Annotated in this window: 16 protein-coding genes and 2 pseudogenes; 10 read left to right on the top strand and 8 right to left on the bottom strand. The window is 68.4% G+C overall.

The genetic code is table 11. The features are described 5' to 3' along the window. The first annotated feature begins 129 nt into the window (after nt 1–129). The 5 genes and pseudogenes from AC1DSO_RS07850 to AC1DSO_RS07830 form a co-directional block, all read left to right on the top strand. Entirely contained in the window at nt 130–1269 is a 1140-nt protein-coding gene (locus AC1DSO_RS07850) for a pepsin/retropepsin-like aspartic protease family protein (protein WP_477068306.1), read from the top strand. 97 nt (nt 1270–1366) lie between these two features. Beyond that, nucleotides 1367–1612, top strand: a complete 246-nt coding sequence (locus tag AC1DSO_RS07845; protein ID WP_477068305.1) for a DUF2188 domain-containing protein — start codon at nt 1367–1369, stop codon at nt 1610–1612. 82 nt (nt 1613–1694) lie between these two features. Next, complete coding sequence (locus tag AC1DSO_RS07840) at nt 1695–2273, top strand: bactofilin family protein (RefSeq protein ID WP_477068342.1); 579 nt, start codon at nt 1695–1697, stop codon at nt 2271–2273. A 200-nt stretch (nt 2274–2473) separates the two neighbouring features. Further along, complete coding sequence (locus tag AC1DSO_RS07835) at nt 2474–2779, top strand: hypothetical protein (RefSeq protein WP_477068304.1); 306 nt, start codon at nt 2474–2476, stop codon at nt 2777–2779. Between the two features lie 55 nt (nt 2780–2834). Continuing rightward, a pseudogene (locus AC1DSO_RS07830) lies at nt 2835–2927 on the top strand (hypothetical protein); the annotation flags it as partial. Between the two features lie 38 nt (nt 2928–2965). Here the strand turns inward: AC1DSO_RS07830 and AC1DSO_RS07825 are convergent. Next, nucleotides 2966–3193, bottom strand: coding sequence for a hypothetical protein (locus AC1DSO_RS07825; protein WP_047407835.1), 228 nt, complete (start codon nt 3191–3193; stop codon nt 2966–2968). Between the two features lie 208 nt (nt 3194–3401). After that, nucleotides 3402–3791 carry a hypothetical protein gene (locus AC1DSO_RS07820; protein ID WP_477068303.1) on the bottom strand — a complete coding sequence of 130 codons (390 nt, stop codon included), beginning with the start codon at nt 3789–3791 and terminating at the stop codon, nt 3402–3404. A 196-nt stretch (nt 3792–3987) separates the two neighbouring features. Here AC1DSO_RS07820 and AC1DSO_RS07815 point away from each other — a divergent pair, with 196 nt between their 5' ends. After that, nucleotides 3988–4461, top strand: a complete 474-nt coding sequence (locus AC1DSO_RS07815; protein WP_477068302.1) for a chemotaxis protein CheW — start codon at nt 3988–3990, stop codon at nt 4459–4461. 6 nt (nt 4462–4467) lie between these two features. Here the strand turns inward: AC1DSO_RS07815 and AC1DSO_RS07810 are convergent, their stop codons facing one another. Next, nucleotides 4468–5952 (bottom strand): RDD family protein, encoded by a 1485-nt coding sequence (locus AC1DSO_RS07810; RefSeq protein WP_477068301.1) that lies wholly within the window; start codon nt 5950–5952, stop codon nt 4468–4470. 111 nt (nt 5953–6063) lie between these two features. On the opposite strand from AC1DSO_RS07810, the gene AC1DSO_RS07805 reads away from it, so the two are divergent. Both AC1DSO_RS07805 and AC1DSO_RS07800 read left to right on the top strand, forming a co-directional pair. Continuing rightward, nucleotides 6064–7167: a Zn-dependent alcohol dehydrogenase gene (locus AC1DSO_RS07805; protein WP_477068300.1), complete on the top strand. Its 1104-nt coding sequence runs from the start codon at nt 6064–6066 to the stop codon at nt 7165–7167. Nucleotides 7168–7410: 243 nt separating this feature from the next. Next, complete coding sequence (locus tag AC1DSO_RS07800; RefSeq protein ID WP_477068299.1) at nt 7411–9468, top strand: phosphocholine-specific phospholipase C; 2058 nt, start codon at nt 7411–7413, stop codon at nt 9466–9468. 8 nt (nt 9469–9476) lie between these two features. Here AC1DSO_RS07800 and AC1DSO_RS07795 read toward each other — a convergent pair. Then, a pseudogene (locus AC1DSO_RS07795) lies at nt 9477–9601 on the bottom strand (hypothetical protein); the annotation flags it as partial. A 9-nt stretch (nt 9602–9610) separates the two neighbouring features. Between AC1DSO_RS07795 and AC1DSO_RS07790 the strand changes: the two are divergent. Next, nucleotides 9611–10900: a M20/M25/M40 family metallo-hydrolase gene (locus tag AC1DSO_RS07790; RefSeq protein ID WP_477068298.1), complete on the top strand. Its 1290-nt coding sequence runs from the start codon at nt 9611–9613 to the stop codon at nt 10898–10900. A 160-nt stretch (nt 10901–11060) separates the two neighbouring features. Here the strand turns inward: AC1DSO_RS07790 and AC1DSO_RS07785 are convergent, their stop codons facing one another. The 4 genes from AC1DSO_RS07785 to AC1DSO_RS07770 form a co-directional block, all read right to left on the bottom strand. Beyond that, nucleotides 11061–12017, bottom strand: a complete 957-nt coding sequence (locus tag AC1DSO_RS07785) for a DMT family transporter (protein ID WP_477068297.1) — start codon at nt 12015–12017, stop codon at nt 11061–11063. Nucleotides 12018–12234: 217 nt separating this feature from the next. Next, the gene (locus tag AC1DSO_RS07780; RefSeq protein WP_477068296.1) at nt 12235–13623 is read right to left on the bottom strand and encodes a peptidoglycan DD-metalloendopeptidase family protein; all 1389 of its coding nucleotides are present in this window, start codon (nt 13621–13623) and stop codon (nt 12235–12237) included. Nucleotides 13624–13880: 257 nt separating this feature from the next. Continuing rightward, nucleotides 13881–14576, bottom strand: a complete 696-nt coding sequence (ctrA, locus tag AC1DSO_RS07775; RefSeq protein ID WP_047407858.1) for a response regulator transcription factor CtrA — start codon at nt 14574–14576, stop codon at nt 13881–13883. Between the two features lie 431 nt (nt 14577–15007). After that, nucleotides 15008–15778, bottom strand: coding sequence for a LytTR family DNA-binding domain-containing protein (locus tag AC1DSO_RS07770; RefSeq protein ID WP_477068295.1), 771 nt, complete (start codon nt 15776–15778; stop codon nt 15008–15010). Between the two features lie 153 nt (nt 15779–15931). Here AC1DSO_RS07770 and AC1DSO_RS07765 point away from each other — a divergent pair, with 153 nt between their 5' ends. After that, the gene (locus tag AC1DSO_RS07765) at nt 15932–16957 is read left to right on the top strand and encodes an alpha/beta hydrolase family protein (RefSeq protein WP_477068294.1); all 1026 of its coding nucleotides are present in this window, start codon (nt 15932–15934) and stop codon (nt 16955–16957) included. Nucleotides 16958–16969 lie beyond the last annotated feature (12 nt).

Below are 16969 nucleotides of genomic sequence, written 5' to 3'. Positions count from 1 at the left end.
GCGGTGGCGAATATGCCGCAGCGGATGCGGGAGCAGGTTCGACATCGATCGTCCGCCGCCGCGGGCCTGGTTGACGCCAGGCTCACCCTAAGGTCGTATCGCTCCATCAAAGTTCCGGAGCGTTCGTCCATGCTGACTCGTCGCGGCCTCATGCTGTCTTCCCTGGCCCTGCCGCTGACCCAGGCCCTGCCGGACGCCGCGCGGGCTGCCGGCGCGCCGGTCGTGGCGGCGATCAAGCTGACCGAGCAGCGCGTGGTGATCGACGCGATGCTGAACGGCCGCGGCCCCTACGCCCTGGTGCTGGACACCGGCGCCATCGTCAGCGGGGTCAAGACGTCGATCGCCCAGTCGCTGGGTCTGCGCAAGCTGCGCGACGTCGGGCTCAACAACAGAAAATTCCCGCTCTACGCGGTGGACGATCTGGTGCTGGGCGGCCAAGTCCGCCAGGCGGGCGTGGCGATGTTCGGCCTTGAGGACGTGGGTCTGGGCGGCGACGGCCTGCTGGCCGCCGGCATGGTCACCGCCGTCGACAGCGAACTCGATTTCGAGCGTCAGGAGTGGCGGCTCTATCCCGGCGGCGGCATCGATCGCTCGGCCTATACCCGGCTGAAGTCGAAGCTGCGGGCCGCCGGGGCGGTGGCGGGCTCGCAACGGATCGAGGCGGAGATCGACCTGGGCGGCGTCACCGTGCGCCCGGTCTGGGACACGGGCATGCCCTGGCTGCTGAACCTCGACTTTCAGGACGCCCGCAAGCTGGGGCTGTGGAGCGACACCACGCCCTACTCACCGATCCGCACAAGGGTCTTGGGCGAGCTCAACCTGGGCATTTCGCGCATCGTGCGCGCACCGACACTGAAGATCGGCCCGGCGGTCTACGAAAACCCTCTGGTCATTGTCCGCGGTCCCTGGAGCAAGCTCGACGGGTCGGTCCTGGGCCTGCCGGTGATCCGCACGCTGAACCTGTCGGTCGAGCCCGCGACCGAGAGCCTGTGGGTGGCGCGCAACGGCCTGTCGCCCCTCCCCATGACTTACAACGGCACGGGCGTCTGGGTGGACGAGGCGCGGGGCGTGGTCAGCGTCGCCGATGTCGGGGTGGGCAGCCCGGCAGCCACCGCGGGCGTCGAGGCGGGCGACGTAATCACCGGCGTCTCCACCGTGCGCGAGGCGCTGGGCTTGCTGAACGTCCGCCGAGGCGAAACGGTGGCGCTGAAGCTGAAGCGCGGCGGGCAGGCTGTGGACGCTCATTTTGTCCCCACCGCCTATCTTTAGGCCGCTTTCGACAAGACGCCGTCATCGGAACCGGCTTAGCTGACGACCCGTTCGATCCCCATCCCCTGTTCGATCCTCGCCCCAAGCGGAGCCCCCCATGACCGACATCACCTATTCCATCGTCGAGCACGACGGCGGCTGGGCCTACAAGGTGGGCGACACGTTCTCCGAGACCTTCCCCAGCCATAAGGCGGCGCTGAAGGCCGCCAAGCGCGCGGCCGGCGAGCAGGAGCAGCCCGGCGAGACCGAGGGCATCACCTACGAGGACAAGCAGGCCGTCTGGCATCAGGAGGTCAGCTCGGGCGAGGATCGGCCGAGGACCCACGTCCAGGACAGCGAGTAGGCGCGGCGAAGCGCGTTCCGAAATCGGCCTCGATCTTGCTGCAATGAGCGTTCTGAAGCCCATTTTGAAACAGGTCGCCGCCATGTTCGTGAAGAAGAAAGAAGTCCCCGCGCCCGTGGCCCTGACTCCGTTGGAACAACCGCGCGCCGCCGCGCCGCCGGTTCAGCAGCCCGTGCCGCCGCCGGCGCGTCCGAAGCCGGCCTCGATGTTCGGCCAGGGCCTGACCATCCGCGGCGACGTCGTCGGCGACGTCGAGGTGCATCTGGACTGCGTGGTGCTGGGCGACGTGAAGGTCGGCAAGCTGATCGTCGGCCCCAATGCGCGCATCGAAGGTTCGGTCGTCTCGCAGGCCATGGAGATCCACGGCCTGGTCATCGGCGCGGTCACCGCCCAGAGCGTGCGGCTCTACAGCACGGCCCGCGTCGATGGCGACATCACCCACGAGCAGCTGGCCATGGAGTCAGGCGCCGAGTTCCAAGGCCGCAGCCTGAAGTTCCGCCGTCCCGCCCCCGCGCAGCCGCAGGCTCAGACACAAGCTCAGCCGCACCCGCAGGCGCATCAACAAGCTCACCCGCAGGCCCAGGCCCCGCGGCCGCCGCAGCCCGCGCCGGCCAATCCGCCCTCGGCTTCGCAGACGCCCTACAGCCACGTTTCGCACTGACGACGGCTGGCGGTTTTTCGGGCGCCGCGCCGACGCGACAGCCGCCAAAATCGGCATCCGCCTTCGGTCGTCGCGGGCTTCTGTGGCGCGGCGGCCACGCGGTCCCGCTTTCAGGAAAAACCACGGAACGCCGGCCCCGAGCCGGGCTTTGTTACGGTGTGGGTTGGCGAGAACCGACCCGGATCAAGGAGCCCAAATCCATGGCCGGCAAGCCGTTGCATATCGTGCCGCCCGTCTCGGGCGTAGCGGAAGTCTATGACCTCGGGCGCGGTCCCGAGACCACCGCCGAACGCGTGAAGCGCCTGCAGAACGAAGCCCGCCTGCTGGCCCGCGAGGAGGTCGAACGCCTGGACCGCGACCTTCGCCGCCTGGCCGACCAGGCCAGGTCGGTGGCCGACGGCGGCGACGCCTATCCGGCCGGCATCCGCGAACTGGCCAGCCGCATCGCGGTCGACACGGCCCAGCGCGCCGACATCCTGCGCGCCTTGCTGGAACGCCAGCACTAGGGTCCGATACCCTTTCCATCGTCATCCCGGCCGGAAGCCCGCCCGCGGGCTGTAGAGCCGGGACCCAGGGGCCACCGCAGTGCGTCGGCCCCTGGGTTCCGGACAGCCTCTGCGAGGCTTCCGGGATGACACGGATTTAGAGCTTTGATTTCTCAGGCGGCGTTCGGCCGCCCCCCTCAACACCCTCTAGGCGGCGGCGTTGGCCATCTTGCGCAGGCGTCGCGCCAGATCCTCGGGGCGGTCGGCGATCTGGTCGAACAGCGCCTGCACCTCGGCCTCGCCGAACCCCGCCGCGCGCAAGGTGCGCCAGGCGCCCGCCAGCACGGCCTCGGCGATGTCCAACCGGTCGTCGGTCAGGCGCAGGCCCGGGCCGAACGGGCTCTGGAAAGCGGCGGGCTGAGCGGCTGGCGACATGGCGGATCCTCCTGCGGTTCGCAGTAATGTTCCTTTTTTGTTCCCATTTCGCAAGAGAGTCGAGTCCTCGTTTCCAGGCTCGATCCTGAGCGCGCCGCGAAACGAAATCAGCTCCGAGGTCAGGGACGACCTCGGAGCTGGGAACGCCGAAGGGGCATTCGACGTATCGGGCCGCCGGCTCACAACGGCGACCCAATCCTGGAAAGGCTTAGCGGCAGACGGTCCGCTCGTAGTACGCGCCGTTCCAGCGGTCGTACTCGCGAGTCGTCCAGCACTCGCGGTCGCCATAGTACGGGCGAGGACCGTAGCCATAGCCATAACCGTAGCGCGGGGGCGGCGGGGCGTAGTAGCGGCGGTCGTCATAGCCACGGTCATAGTAGCGGCGGTCGCGGTGGTCGTTGTCCGAGATCGCCGCGCCGACCGCCAGGCCGACGATGCCGGCGGCGATGGCCGCGGTGGCGACGTCGCCGCCCCGGCCGCTGTGGTGGTGACGATAGCGGTACGAGTCGGCCGAGGCCGTGGTCGCCGCGGCGACCAGCGACAGGGCGGCGGCGCCGGCGGCGACCCGGCCGACCGTGGTGATGAACTTACTGGCCATGACAGCCTCCTTGGGTCTTTCGCTTCCCGGCGCGCGGCGCGTCGTCTCAAGCGTCACGGAGAACGATCGGACTGCGCGCCTGAACGGCGCCTGAACGGATCATTCAACGGGCCGCGGAACCGGTTTGTTCACCTTTTCGCGTGAAGGTGGCCAGGAACGAGGGTCTTCAAGGACCTTCGCGCTCACGGAGATCGCCATGACCAACCCCGTGTCGTACGCCCAAGGCCAGGCCCTACAGGTCCTGTCGTTCGAGGTCGGCGCCCAGACCTATTGCGTCCCCGTCAGCGCCGTCCGCGAGATCCGCGGCGTCACCCCGCCGACCCCGCTGCCCGACGCGCCGCCCTATGTGCGCGGCGTCATCAACCTGCGCGGCCAGGTCATGCCGGTCATCGACCTGTCGTGGCGCCTGGGCAAGGGCGCGGCCGAGGATGGCCCGCGCCAGGTGATCATCGTGGTCGAGAACCAGACCGACGTCGCCGGCCTGCTGGTCGACGCCGTCTGCGACAGCTTCACCGTCGAGGCCGATCAGATCAACCCACCGCCGGCCCTGGGCGACGGCGAGGACTCGCCGCTGGTCGCGGCCGTGATCACCGCCGGCGAAGGCTCGATGACGGTCCTGCTGGCCGTCAGCCGCATCCTGCCGGAACGCCCGCAGGCGATCGCGGCTTAAGGATCGCTACCAGGACTTCACCGACAGCCCGGCCAGCGTCGGGATCAGCGCGTCGTCTGGCGCGTCTAGCCGGAACGCCGTCTCGCCCAAGGTACGCGCCACCAGATACGCATAGGTCTCCCCAGGCGGAGCGATCAACAAGCGCGCCAGCCCCTTGGGTCGTCGCAGTTCACGCCCTGCTCGATTGAGTCGTCTTTCCAGCGCGACGATCTTGTTGGTGTGATCGTCGTTGATCCGCCCGGTCCCTCTCATCCAATGAAGGATCCGGTCGGCCTCGGCACATCCCTTCACAAAAGCCGGATCGGCATTTTCGGACGGCTCGTGCAGGCTAGTCATGCGCACCCTCAACGCCTCCCCGCCCAGCTCGACGAGGACCGGCGCCATTTTTTCCGATATCCGGCGCAGCTCCGCCTCGTAGGGGTAGGCGCCGCGAAAGCGCCGAAGGGCGTCGTCGCTGTACGCCATCTCCTGGCCCGCTGCGATATGTCGCCACAGGAAGCCGACCGCATAGGGCCGCAGCCAATCGTCTCCGACCAGGCCCAGCTTCAAGGCTGCCTCTCGCAGTCGGTCCAGCAGTTCGGCGGCGCGCAGATCCGCCGCCGCGGCGCGTTGGACCAGGCTCCACGTAGTGGCGCTGGCGAATATCTCGGCGATGGCGGCGGTGAAGCGATACCGACGGCTGTCCTCTACGGCCTCGACACGGGTTCCCGAAAGGCGGTCGTGCAAGGCGCCGGGCCTAACTAGCAGGAAGCCCAGCCCCGCCACGCACAGCCATCCGATGACTACGATATCGATCGGAGCGTGCGGCTGGGTCGGTGATCCTCCATGGCCATCGAGGTAGTCCGCGATCGCCATGCCGCCCGCCAGAAGCCAGCCGCCGTACAGCAGGCCGTTGCGCAGAACGACGGAGAACAGACCGGCGCGACGGCCTCGAACGGAGCGAACACGCAGCGCCAGGATCGCCTTTCCGATGGACGTCCCGAACGCCGCTTCCGACAGCATCACGACAACCGCGATGACCAACCCATCGATACGCCATCCGATACGGAGCGCCCGCCCCGCGTCACCATCGCTGTCCAGCGGAAAGGCGGCCCATTGGCGCGCCATCGCGTGTTCGCGGCCGCCACGCTTGTCCCGTCCTTCCGGACCGGCGGATAGCACCAGATAGCGGCCCGAGGGTAGGCCGAAGATTGCGTGCGTGCAGTCGCGCACCCGGTCGGGGATAAAGCCCGCATCGGCGACCATCCAGGCCGGCGCTTGGGCTCTGCTGTCGCAGCGCGGCGAAGACCAGACCTGCGCCTGGTTGAGCACGCCCCCGCTCGCCGCGAACAGCACCGGAGACAGCAGCGCGCAGGCCGCCAGAACGACGACGGCGTCGATCATCCAAGCCAGGGCGCGGCGATACAGGCCGCCCGACATCGGCGTCCGAAAGAGATAGAGTTCCGCCACGTCCTTGCACCCGCACCACCACACGTGGAACAACTTGCCCAAGCGCAGCCATAAGGTCCAGGCGGACGGCCCGCTCCAAACATTTGTTCGAACACCCCTTCCGCTCGCCCCAAACGGAACGCTAGTCTCTCGCCAAACCGACGGGAGAAACGCATGAAGGCCGCCGTTCTGCGCGAGGTGGGCAAGCCCCTCGAGATCGAGACCGTGGCCATCGGCAAGCCGGGTCCGCGCGAGGTGCTGATCCGCACCAAGGCCGCCGGCGTCTGTCACTCGGACCTGCACTTCATCGAGGGCTCCTACCCCCATCCCATGCCCGCCGTGCTGGGCCATGAGAGCGCCGGGATCGTCGAGGCGGTCGGCGACGAGGTCCGCACCGTCAAGGTCGGCGACCACGTCATCACCTGCCTGTCGGCCTATTGCGGCCACTGCGAGGTCTGCCTCACGGGCCACATGAGCCTGTGTATCTCGCCCGAGACCAAACGGCCGAAGGGCGCCGAGCCGCGCCTGTTCAAGGAGGATCTCGCGGGACAGCGAGGCCCGATGGCCCAGTTCCTGAACCTGTCGTCGTTCGCCGAGATGATGCTGGTGCACGAGCACGCCTGCGTGGCGGTGCGCAAGGACATGCCGTTCGACCGCGCCGCCCTGATCGGCTGCTCGGTGATGACCGGCGTCGGGGCGGTGATCCACACCTCCAAGGTCCAGCCGGGCGAGACGGTGGCGGTGATCGGCTGCGGCGGCGTCGGCCTGGCCACCATCAACGGCGCGGCGATCGCCGGCGCCGGCCGGATCATCGCCATCGACCGCGTCCCCGCCAAGCTGGAGCTGGCCAAGCAGTTCGGAGCCACCGACGTGATCGACGCCGCCGCGGCCGGCGACGACGTGGTCAAGATGGTTCAGGAGATGACCGGCGGCGGCGTCCATCACAGCTTCGAGGCCATCGGCCTGAAGATCACCGCCGAGCAGTCGTTCCGGATGCTGCGCCGGGGCGGCACGGCCAACATCATCGGCATGATCCCGGTCGGCACCAAGATCGAGCTGCACGGCCCCGACTTCCTGGGCGAAAAGAAGATCCAGGGCAGCTTCATGGGCTCCAACCGCTTCCCGGTCGACATGCCCCGCCTGGTGGACTTCTACATGTCCGGCCGGCTGAACCTGGACGCCCTGATCTCGCGCCGGATCAAGCTGGAGGACGTGAACAGCGCGTTCGACGAGCTGAAGCGCGGGGAGCTGGCGCGGTCGGTGATCGTGTTTGATTGACCGTCGAGCGTCCCTCTCCCCTTGCGGGAGAGGGTGGCCGCCGGAGGCGGTCGGGTGAGGGGTCGCACGAACAGAACCGCCGCGACAGACGGCTGACGCTGGGCGCCACGCCGACAGGGTTATCGCCCCCTCATCCGGCCCTTCGGGCCACCTTCTCCCGCAAGGGGAGAAGGGTAAGCTTCCGCTGTCACACGCCCGCCAAACACCCCATGCTACCTCCGGCCCAGCTTACCGGAGTTCCCCATGCCTCAGCTCGACCGTCGTAGCCTGCTCGCCGCCATCGGCGCCCTGGCCCTGCCGCCGGCCCTGGCCCGCGCCGCCGCGATCGACGCCGACGTCCGCACCGGCACGCTGAACGACGTCGAACACGTGGTGATCCTGATGCAGGAGAACCGAAGCTTCGACCACTATTTCGGAACGCTGAACGGCGTCCGGGGCTTTGGCGACCGCTTCCCGATCCCGGTCCGCGACGCCCCCGGCCGCAAGGACGCCTCGGTGTTCGTCCAGGCCCACAAGGACAGACTGCTGGCGCCGTTCGCCTTGGACAGCGCCCGGACCTTCGCCCACATGCGGGTCGAGGGCACGCCGCACAACTGGACCGACGCCCAGGACGCCTGGGACCAGGGCCGCATGGACCGCTGGCCCGAGGCCAAGAAGCCGTGGTCGATGGGCTACTATCAGCGCGCCGACATCCCGTTCCAGTTCGCCCTGGCCGACGCCTTCACCCTCTGCGACGCCTATCACTGCTCGACCCAGACCGGCACCAACACCAACCGCCTGTTCCTGTGGACCGGGACCAACGACCCGCTGGGCAAGGCCGGCGGCCCGTCGATCTCGAACTCGCACGACGACCTGCCCGAAAAAGGCGGCGCCCCGGAGTCCTACACCTGGACCACCTATCCCGAGCGGCTGCTGCAAGCCGGCGTCAGCTGGCGGGTCTACCAGGACATGGCCGACAACTTCGACGACAACCCGCTGGCCGGCTTCAAGACCTTCCGCGACAGCCACAAGGGCCTGCCGGGTTCGGACCCGCGCCTCAAGCAGCTGGGGCTTTCGACCTGGCGCCTCGACAAGCTGCGCGAGGACGTTTTGGCCGGCCGCCTGCCGCAGGTGTCGTGGATCGTCTCCCCGGCCGTCGATTCAGAGCACCCGATCCCGTCCAGCCCGGCCCAGGGCGCGGACTACACCGCCCGGGTGATCGACGCCCTGACCGCCGATCCCAAGGTCTGGGCGCGGACGGCGCTGCTGGTGATGTTCGACGAGAACGACGGCTTCTTCGACCACGTCCCGCCGCCCGCCCCGCCCTCGCGCGACGCGGCCGGCAAGCCGCTGGGCGGCTCCAGCGTCGACCTGACCGGCGAGCACCATCTGGTGCGCAATCCAACCGAGCGGAAGGCCGAGCGCGACGACCTGATGGGCCGCCCCTACGGCCTGGGCCCCCGCGTGCCGCTGTACGTGATCTCGCCCTGGAGCCGGGGCGGCTGGGTCGACAGCCAGGTCTTCGACCACACCTCGGTGATCCGTTTCCTGGAGGCGCGCTTCGGGGTGTCGGAGCCGAACATCTCGCCGTGGCGGCGGGCGGTGTGCGGCGACCTGACCACATGCTTCGATTTCAAGACGCCGAACGACCGGCCCTTCCCGGCCTTGCCGCCAACCGCCGAACCGGCCAGGCGCGCCAACGCTCTCGGGCGCACCAAGCCGCCGACGCCGGACGCGATCGTCGCGCCGGAGCAGGCCAAGGGGACGCGGCCGTCGCGCGCCCTGCCCTACGGACTGGCGGTGGACGGCCGGATCCGGGACGGCGCCATGACCCTGACCTTCTCGAACGCTGGCAAGGCCGCGGCGGTGCTGCACGTCTACGACCGTCTGCGCCTGGACGCGGTTCCGCGCCGCTACACTGTCGGACCCGGCAAGCATCTGGAGGATGTCTGGCCGGCGGGGGCGCATGACCTGTGGGTCCTGGGTCCCAACGGCTTCCATCGCCGGTTCGCCGGCCACGACACGGGCGTCGAGATCACCGCCCGCGCCCAGGGCGCGAGCCTGCTGGTGACCGTGACCAACACCCGCCCCGAGCGGCGGACGGTTGTCATCGACGCCGAGGGCCAAGACCCCTGGCGGCTCGACTTCGCCGGCGTCGACACCCAGGCGCGCGCCTTCCCGACGATGCAGGGCTGGTACGATCTGACCGCCCGGCTGGAGGGTGAAGCTGGATGGCTGCGGCGGCTGGCGGGACGGGTGGAGACCGGCGCGGACTCGATCAGCGATCCGTGGATGGGCGGGGCGGCGGTGCTGAAGCTGTAACCTTTCTCGTCATCCCGGACGGCCCGCAGGGCCGATCCGGGACCCAGGGCCGGCGCAGTGCGGTTGCCCCTGGGTCCCGGCTCTCCGCTTCGCTGCGGCCGGGATGACGAGCTAGGGTGTTGGCGAGTTTCAAGGATTCGCCATGCTCCGCCACGCCCCCTCACTCCTCGCCCTGGCCGCCGCCCTGGTCGCCCTGCCCGCGCAGGCCGCGCCCGACCCGGCCAAGGGCGTCACCCAGCTGGTCGCCTCGCCCGCCTTCAAGGCCGCGGCCGCCAAGCTGGACGCCGACTACGACCGCACGGTCGCCGACATCGTCACCCTGACCGAGATCCCCGCCCCGCCGTTCAAGGAAGAGGCCCGCGCCAAGGCCTATCTGGCGATGCTGAAGGCCCACGGCTTGTCGAACGTCGAGATGGACGCCGAGAGCAACGTCATGGGCGTAAGGCCCGGGACGGCGACGAAGGGCAAGGGCCCGTTCGTGGTCATCGCCGCCCACCTGGACACCGTCTTCCCTGAGGGCACGGACGTGAAGGTCAAGCGCGAGGGGACCCGGCTGATGGCCCCGGGGATCGGCGACGACACCCGCTCGCTGGCCACCCTGCTGGCCTATCTTCGCGCGCTGGACGCGGCCGGGATCAAGACCAAGCGCGACATCCTGTTCGTCGGCAATGTCGGCGAGGAAGGCCCGGGCGACCTGCGCGGCATCCGACACCTGTTCAACAAGGGTCCCTACAGGGGCCGGATCAGCGCCTTCTTCTCGATGGACGGCTCGGACCCGTCGCGGATCGTCGACAAGGGCGTCGGCTCCAAGCGCTATCGCGTCACCTTCAAGGGCCCGGGCGGCCACAGCTACGGCGCGTTCGGCATCGTCAATCCGATGGCGGCCATGGCCCGGGCGGTGACCGACCTCTACGCCGTCCAAACGCCGAAACAGCCCAAGACCACCTATTCGGCCAGCGTCACCGGCGGCGGCACCTCGGTCAATTCGATCCCGAACAGCGTGTTCATGGAGTTCGACATGCGCTCGGAGAGCGCGGCCGAACTGGCGAAGCTGGACCAGACCCTGGTCGGCATCCTGGACAAGGCCGTCGAAGGCGAGAACGCGGCGCGCTCCACCCAGGACGGCAAGGTGTCCTACGAGGCCAAGGTGATCGGCGAGCGGCCGGCGGGGAACACACCCCAGACAGCCGAGATCGTGGTGCTGACGGCGGCGGCGATCTCGGCCCTGGGCTTCAAGCCCGAGCACGAGGACAGCTCGACCGACTCCAACGTGCCGATGAGCCTGGGCATCCCGGCCGTGACTATCGGGGCCGGCGGCAAGGGCGGCCGCGCCCACGCGCTGGATGAATGGATCGATATCGAGAAGGCGCCGACCGTCAAGGGCATGCAGGTCGGCCTGGCGGCGCTGCTGGCGGTGGCGGGGGTGGAGTGAGTTCTATCCGTGTAGAAATCTGAGCCTTAATTCCCGTGTCATCCCGGAAGCCTCGCAGAGGCTGTCCGGGACCCAGGGGCGGCGCGCACCGCGCTTCGTCACCCCCTGGGTCCCGGCTCTACGCTTCGCTTCGGCCGGGATGACACGGAATTTTTGGGAGCTAGGTCGAGACGCGCGCCCGCCGCGTCACCAGCCAGATCCCCGCGCACACCAGCGCCAGGGCCACGGCGTTCTTCCAGGCCAGCACCGGCTCATGCAGGAACAGCGCCGACAGCAGCACGCCGAACACCGGGATCAGGAAGTTGAACACCGCCAGCATGCCGACCGGATTGTGCTTGATCAGCAGGCTCCACAGGGCGAAGGCCGCCGCCGACAGACCGGCCATGTAGGCCAGCAGGACCAGCGAGCGGGCGTCGAAGCCGGAGAGATGGCCGCCCGCGACCAGGCCGATGGCCAGGAGGGCCACGCCGCCGATCGCCAGCTGCCAGCCGGTCATCACCAAGGAATCGATCTTGCCCGAGATGCCCTTGCCCCAGATCGACCCGGCCGCCAGCACGAAGGCGGCGGCGACCACGCAGCCCTCGCCCAGCAGGCTGAATTCGAAGTCCAGCCCCCCAACGCCCCTTGGGCCGCCCAGATTCACCGCCAGCACGCCCGCGAAGCCCAGCAGGCAGCCGGCCGCCTTGCGCGGGGTCAGGCGGTCGTCGCGATACAGGAAGTGGGCCAGGATCACGCCGAAGAACGCGCCTGTGGCGTTCATGATCGACGACTTCACGCCGGTGGCGTGGGCCAGGCCGATATAGAAGAAGACGTACTGCAAGGTGGTCTGGAAGACGCCCAGGCCGATCACCCGGCCGACCATCTCGCGCGGCACGGCGACCGCCTTGCGGTTCACCAACGCCAGGGCCAGCAGGATCACGCCAGCCGCCAGGAACCGCCAGCCGGCGAACAGCATCTGGGCGGCGGTGTCGGCCTTGGCCACGTGCAGCAGGGCGTAGCCGGCCTTCACCGCCGGAAACGCGCTGCCCCACAGCAGGCAGCACAGCACCGCCATGCCGACGACGAAGCGACGGTCTTGGTAGAGGGTGTTGGTCACGGCGAGCCCGGAAAAAGACATCGCCGCCCCGCGCGGGCGGGACGGCGATGGATGATCTGTTGCGACCTTCTAGGATGCCGCTGTCGGCGCTTCAACCGAGGCAACCAACTCTCGTCATCCCGGAAGCGCGTAGCGCTATCCGGGACCCAGGGGTCGGCGCACTGCGGCTGCCCCTGGGTCCCGGCTCTCCGCTTCGCTGCGGCCGGGATGACGAACTTGTAGTGTACCTGAGAGCCCCTTACCGCAGGCTGCTCTTGGCCTTCTCGAGGTCGGCCACCGCCAGCTTGGGGGTGTCTTCGCCGCTGACGGCCGCGCCGCCGTCGGCCAGCATGCGATCGATGCGGGCCTTCTGCGACTTGAACGAGGCCAGTTCCGAACCGCCCAGGATGGTGCCTTGCGGGACCTTGGCGCCGATCGGATTGACCCGCTGACCGTTCAGCCAGACCTCGTAGTGCAGGTGCGGGCCGGTCGCCAGGCCGGTGGAGCCGACATAGGCGACCACCTGGCCCTGGCGCACGCGGACGCCGGGACGGATGCCCGGGGCGTAGCGCGAGATGTGGCCGTAGCCGGTGTCCCACTGGCCCGAATGGCGGATGCGCAGCCAGTTGCCGTAGCCGCTCCAGCGACGGGCCTCCAGCACGACGCCGTCGCCGGCGGCCAGGATCGGGGTGCCGGTGCCGGCTCCGAAATCGACGCCCTTGTGGGCGCGGGTATAGCCCAGCACCGGGTGCTTGCGGGCCCCGAACACCGAAGTGATCCGCGCGCCGTCCACCGGGGTGCGCAGCAGGAAGCCTTTGATGTTCTTGCCCAGCTCGTCGAAGAATTGCGGCTTGCCGTCGCTGTCTTTCCGGTCGAAGGCGTAGAACTTCTGGCCCTTGACCTCGGCGTATTCGAGATCGCCGGCCTCGATGGTGCGGCCGCTCTCGGTGACCTTGCGGTCGAAGACCAGACAGAAGCGGTCGCCCTCGCGGATGTCACGCGAGAAGTCGATCTTGTGCGAGAACAGCTTGGCCGCCTCGCTGATCACCGCCGGGGTGCCGCCGACGCTGGCCACGCTCTCGTAGAACGAGCCGTTCATCTCGCCGCAGGCGACCTTTTTCTCGTCGCGGACCTTCTCCTCCAGCTCCCGCAGGCGCAGGGCGCCGTCGAAGGTGCGCGAGACGGTCAGGGTCGAGGACGGGCTGGTGCGCATCGACAGGCCGATCAGGCGGGCCGGGCCGCCGACGCCCCCTCGGCTACTGCGGCGCTGGGCGATCGCGGCCTCGAAGGCCATGCCGGCCTTGATGTTGACGGTGTCGATCGCGCCCTGAAGCGTGGCGACGACCTGCTGGGCGTCTTCCGGGGCGACGCCGGCGCGCTGCACGGCGCCTTGCAGGGTCTCGCCCGGACGCACCTTGACCGCGATGTTCTCGGGACGCTCGAAACCGGGCTGGGCCTCGGCGCTGGCGAAGGCGACGTGCTGCAGGGCGGCCAGGGCGGCGGGATCCAGGGCGGCCTTCTCGATCGGCGCCTTGACGTCGTCAGCCGTCAGCTTCCAGCCCAAGCCCAGGGCGGCGAGGCCGGCCACGGCGGTGAAAACCCTCGGCGCCCAGCGCGTAGCGCTGCGTCGCGGATCAAATTCTTGCATCGTGCCCCCGTCGGTTCGATGCCGCGCAAGTCAAAATGACACGGCTGGGAAGCCCCCCAGCAATCGTCGGGCCGGAACATGCTTAGCCGCGCTCCTGACGGCAAGGACTATTCGGCGCTTCGGTCGATTTGTCACGGCTTGGTTAACGGCGGTTAAGGCCCGAACCGTAACCATATGATCCAAATAAGAAAACGCCCACCTTGCGGGTGGGCGTTTCTGGGTACGCTTTACTGTTACGCTTACTGAACTTGTGGAGACTAGGCCGCGTTGACCTGTTCGTTCGGGTCGCGCAGCACGTAGCCGCGGCCCCAGACCGTCTCGATGTGGTGCTTGCCGTGGGCCGAGGCCGCCAGCTTCTTACGCAGCTTGCAGATGAAGACATCGATGATCTTCAGTTCCGGCTCGTCCATGCCGCCGTACAGGTGGTTCAGGAACATCTCCTTGGTCAGGGTCGTGCCCTTACGCAGGGAGAGCAGCTCCAGCATCTGGTATTCCTTGCCGGTCAGGTGAACGCGATTGCCGTTCACTTCCACCGTCTTGGCGTCCAGATTCACGATGATGTCGCCGGTCTTGATGACCGATTGCGCGTGCCCCTTCGAACGACGGACCACCGCGTGGATGCGGGCGATCATCTCGTCCTTGTGGAACGGCTTGGTCATGTAGTCGTCGGCGCCGCCCGAGAAGGTCTTCACCTTCGTATCGATTTCCGACGAGCCCGACAGGATCATGATCGGCGTGTTGATCTTCGCGACCCGCAGGGTGCGCAGAACATCGATGCCGCTCATGTCCGGAAGATTGAGGTCGAGCAGGATAAGATCGTAATCGTAGATCTTACCCAGATCGACGCCTTCCTCACCCAGATCCGTCGTATAGACGTTGAAGCCCTCAGACTTCAGCATCAGTTCGATGGTCTGCGCCGTCGCGCTGTCATCCTCGATCAACAGTACGCGCATGAGCCCCTCCACGCCAAATCTGGCGCATTCGAACGTCTTAGGCGGAAGTCCGCCGGTTAAACCCTTCGGCCACTGTGGCGTAGAGTTAATTTAAGACTGGTTAATGGTGAATGTTTCCGTTGGTCGAATGGTTAATCTGATTTGCGAATCGGGTGCAAGCGGCGCGCGGCCCCTTGGACACATTGGTCGCAGGCGTCGCAGGGGACCTTTCCAAGACCCTAATTGGGCGCTTCAAATCCCTAAAATCCGTGCGCCTGCAACGATCCGAACGCCGTTACGCCATTAAGGCTCCGCCGCCGGCGGTTCGCTCATGAGGCGAGATTGCGGCGTTCTGTCGCGAGAATTTGAACGCCATGCTGGCGCTTGAAAACGCCCCGCCCCGCCGATGCCCCTTGGCGGATTTCAGGGCCGCGACGCCCCGCCGCAGGGGGTCAGGCGATATTGTCGTCGGCCAGCCAGCCGGCGGCCCGAAGCTTGGCCACGGAAGCGCGGCTGACGGGCGCCGTTTCGCCGTCGATCAGCCGTAGGCGGAGGTTGCGGCCGTCGCGCTCGACGCCGATGATCGCCCGCCGCGCCACCCACCATGAGCGATGGGTCTGCAGTCCCTCGACGCCCGCGAGCCCCGCCGTGACCCGGCCCAAGGGCCCCATCTCCAGTCGCGAGCCGTGCTCGGTGCGGATCCGGACATAGTGGTCCTCCATCCGCAGATAGAGGATGGCGCCCGGATCGACGGCCGACGGCGCGGCGTCGACGGGGACCAGCGGCGCGACGCTCTGCGGGCGCATCCGCACGCGCAGGAAATAGTAGATGATGACGATCGGGGTCGCGGTGGCGACGCACTGGCCGTACCAGGCCAGCGGCGATACGGCGTGCGCGATCTGCGGCCAGAAGGTGACGGCGATCGCGCGTAGCGGCGGCGCCTGTATCGCGCTTCCGAACAGGATGACGGGAGGGACCGTCGCCCAGTCCGGCGCGCCGATCCGTCGCGCGCCCGCCGCGGCCAGTCGCGTCAGGCAACCGAACAGCAGAAACCCGCTGAGCATGCCGCCGACCCAATAGACGATCCGCAGCGGCGGGTTATCGTTGAAGAAGCTGCCGAACGGCCCCATCAGCCCCAGCAGCAGCCCGATCCCCACGCCCACGGCCAGGTCGACCGCCCATTCGCGGGGCGCGCCAAGCAGGGGTGAAGCGTGAGCGGTCATGCCCTTTCTATAGAGCGGCGTTAGGCGGAGTCGCCAGTCTGACCCACTCGCCCCCTCACGAACCCGTTCGCCCATTCGCGCAGGAGCGCTGGCGAGCCGCCATCCGGGCCGTCACAGCGGGGACATCGTTCACCGCTCAGGACCCCCGGACCCATGTCGTTCCGCGCCTTCTTCTCCGTCGCCGCCGTAGCGGCCGCCGCCTTCGGATCTTCCGCCCTTGTTCCCTCCCGGGCCCACGCCGCCAATGCCGGCTTCATGGTGCTGCAAGAGCCCCGACCGAACGGGCCGCCGGTCCAAGTCGGGATCTGGTACCCGACCGACGCCGCGCCCAAGCCGATGGCCCTGGGCTCATGGGGCCACACCGTCGCGGCCGGCGCGCCGATCGTCGGCGAGCGCCTGCCGCTGATCGTCATGTCGCACGGCAACGGCGGCTTCTTCGGCGGCCATGCCGACACCGCCCAGGCGCTGGCCGAGGCTGGCTTCGTGGTCGCCGCCCTCACCCACCCCGGCGACAACTACAAGGACCAGAGCCGCGCCACCGCCATGACCGACCGTCCGGCCGCCCTGTCGGCCCTGATCGGCTGGATGCTGGACGCCTCGCCGCTGAAGGCGAAACTGGATCCGGCCCGGGTGGGCGCGTTCGGCTTCTCGTCGGGCGGCTTCACCGTGCTGGCCGCGGCCGGCGGCGAGGCGGACATCCGCAAGGTCCCCGAGCACTGCAAGACCCATCCGGACAATTTCGACTGCAAGCTGACCGCCAGCAACCCGCCGCCCGCCGACGCCCTGACCGCCAGGTGGGTCCACGACTCCCGGATCAAGGCCGTGGTCTCGGCCGCTCCGGCCATGGGCTTCACGTTCGGGACCGACGGGCTGAAGGGGATCACCGTCCCGGTGCAGTTGTGGAAGGCCAGCGACGACGAGATCCTGCCCGGCGACGAATACGCCGAGTTCGTGCACCGCCATCTGGGCCGGCCGCACGATTATCATGTCGTCTCGGGCGCGAAGCACTTCGACTTCCTCACCCCCTGCGACACCGCGCCGCCGGCCGATCTGCAATATCTCTGCGCCAGCGCCCCGGGCTTTGACCGGCGGGCGTTCCACCGGGACTTCAACACTCAGGTCACCCGGTTCTTCACCGACCAATTGGTCGCACCGGGCAAGGCGCTTCCGAAGGGCTGACTTCACACCCGG

This window comes from Caulobacter sp. P4_E5 (genome assembly GCF_056401555.1).
This window is presented reverse-complemented; position numbering and strand designations above follow the sequence as displayed.